This window comes from uncultured Thiodictyon sp. (assembly GCF_903828115.1).
Lineage (GTDB): Bacteria > Pseudomonadota > Gammaproteobacteria > Chromatiales > Chromatiaceae > Thiodictyon.
On record NZ_CAIKKU010000879.1, the window covers coordinates 1 to 2183 of the forward strand.

The 2183-nt window shown below is 51.7% G+C and carries 4 protein-coding genes; 1 reads left to right on the top strand and 3 read right to left on the bottom strand.

The features are described from left to right. Positions 1–65: 65 nt before the first annotated feature. Positions 66–557, top strand: a complete 492-nt coding sequence (locus tag QZY48_RS35195; protein ID WP_366929826.1) for a transposase — start codon at positions 66–68, stop codon at positions 555–557. Positions 558–671: 114 nt separating this feature from the next. Here the strand turns inward: QZY48_RS35195 and QZY48_RS35200 are convergent, their stop codons facing one another. From QZY48_RS35200 to QZY48_RS33085, 3 genes are all read right to left on the bottom strand, one after another. Beyond that, positions 672–1013: a zinc-ribbon domain containing protein gene (locus QZY48_RS35200; protein ID WP_366929827.1), complete on the bottom strand. Its 342-nt coding sequence runs from the start codon at positions 1011–1013 to the stop codon at positions 672–674. Positions 1014–1132: 119 nt separating this feature from the next. Beyond that, positions 1133–1345, bottom strand: a complete 213-nt coding sequence (locus tag QZY48_RS33080) for a type II toxin-antitoxin system HicA family toxin (protein WP_295438806.1) — start codon at positions 1343–1345, stop codon at positions 1133–1135. A 272-nt stretch (positions 1346–1617) separates the two neighbouring features. Further along, complete coding sequence (locus QZY48_RS33085) at positions 1618–1935, bottom strand: hypothetical protein (protein WP_295438807.1); 318 nt, start codon at positions 1933–1935, stop codon at positions 1618–1620. Between the last annotated feature and the right edge of the window lie 248 nt (positions 1936–2183).

The window sequence follows — 2183 nt, forward strand, 5'->3', positions numbered from 1 at the left end:
AACACGAACTGGTGTTTGCGTGAAACCTCGCGCTCGCGCGAAAGCGAGTACGACCGAGGAACCGGATGCGGGAAAACTGCACGTCCGGGTCTGTGGCGGGGGCTCCGGGCAACCGGAGTCCCTACGCCGGAGGCATTCTTTTCTCTTCATTCGGTGCGGAGCCAAGAGATTCACGGGTAAACCGTGGTCTGTCCCCTATTGTCTCTAAACTGTTTCAGTTGGCGCCAAAATTGCGGCAAGCTTACGAGTTATGCAATTCATTAACGTCTATCCTTAATGACTCGTTATCTAAGGGCCAAGGAAAGCGAAAAATTAAAGGCTGGATGCAGAGGGTCATCAATAGCAAACTCACGTGCTTCAACCGCTTCCTGAAGACACTTGAAGGTCATATGGAGGAAATCACAAACTATTTTATTGATCGACAAACTAGCGGGTTCGTGGAGGGACTTAACAATAAAATTAAGGTGCTCAAACGCCGATGCTACGGCATTACAAACCACCGCCGACTTTTCCAAAGAGTGTCTCTTGATCTACACGGATATGCCATGTTCGCCTAGTGCCCCCGTAACTTTCAGATAGTTATGATTTTCCGTTCAGTGCTATTTTGGAGTACATGTGTACGGGCGGTATCGCTGCCATGCAACTGATTATTAAGTATATTTCCATTAACATCAAGTCCTGAAGAGCCCAGAATCAAGCCCAAACCCGAGGATTTCATACCAATATTTCTGCTCCTCCGCAAAAAATATGAATGGCTTGTCACAGTCACGGCATTGACGTCTCACATCGAAGTAGTGGGTGACTTGGACAGTTGCCGGGGTTTGCCGGGACAAATCAGCGCGGATAGCCGTATTCGGGATTCGACATTCTTTCGCAGAGTGCCAGTGCAGAAAGACATCCGTGTAATTGGTATCAGGATTTAATCCAGTCATGCGAGGCAGACGGCCATAGCGAGGATGGTCAACGAACTTGGAGTAATCCTCTTTGGGCCTGATGGCACTCGTTCTCTTCATCTCTTTTCAGCTAACGACCGGGCTAAAGCGGCGCGCGCCCCTGATGGCGCAGAGAATTAGCACGACGCCTGTGGCGCGCGCTCGATTTTGAGCCCGCTTGTTTGCGGTTGCTTCCCTGACTACAGATCCGAGGGCTTTAAACCAGTGTATTTTGCAATTCTAGCCAGCATCTTAGGCCCGATTTCCTCTCCGTCATGGAAAGCAAAAACATAATCGGGATAACCGTCCCGCATGAGCGTCTTATGCGACGAAGTCTGTCGCTTGATTTGCCAGCCGATATTTTGTAGGGCCGCAAGTACACGCTTGGCCTTCGTAGAGGACCAGGTGCTCATGCTGCAGCGGCTACGAGAATACAAATGTCGCTGGGTTTGAGTGCATCGTGTTCAAGGCGCTCAGCGAGAACACGTAACGCTAGGATTTCGGCTTTCGTCATAGCTTGAGTACAGGACCCACCATAAACGAGAACGCCGGGTAACTGGGGTACTTCGGCGAGCCACCGGCCATCGTCTTCTTGCTCACATTCAAGAGTGAAGTTCATAGCAAACTTACCTGGGTTACGGATCGAGACTGAGAAAAGCGGTGGCTGAAATATTTAAGTATAACCTCAAAAATCTGCGTCTTGGGGTGGCTCCAATGCGAACCAGTTGAAGCGGAATACAGCCTCCCGATCTTGGTTTACTTCCTCTAGCGTCGAAAGACCTTCGCCGGGAAGCCCTGTATCTTGGTTGACAATCAATACCGTTAGGGGAGGGAATCTGTGATCCGCGCAGTAGCTCATGATGCACCCAAGAATTTGCGACAGTACGCCCGCACCTCCGAACCCAAGGATGGTGGCGACATCTCCGTAAGTATAGGTCTTACGTTCACGCGCCGCACATATCAGAAGCGACCAGATCTGCGAAGCCCGTTGTTGACGTGTCATGGTCTGTACCTCTTTCTGGCGCTAACGTTCGGCCTAAAGCGGCGCGCGCCCCTGATGACCTTAGCAAATTAGCACGACGCCTGTGCGCGCGCTCGCTTTTGAGGCGTATGTTATCGCGCCGAGCAAAGCTCGGCGTCTCTTGCCGGGTGAAAGTCCCGGTCGGGTAAGGGTTAGCCGCCCGCCCGTATCGAGTGTTGGTCCCGTTGCGGAGTAGGGTAACCTGCGAACAACAGACGGGGCAAGCGTAC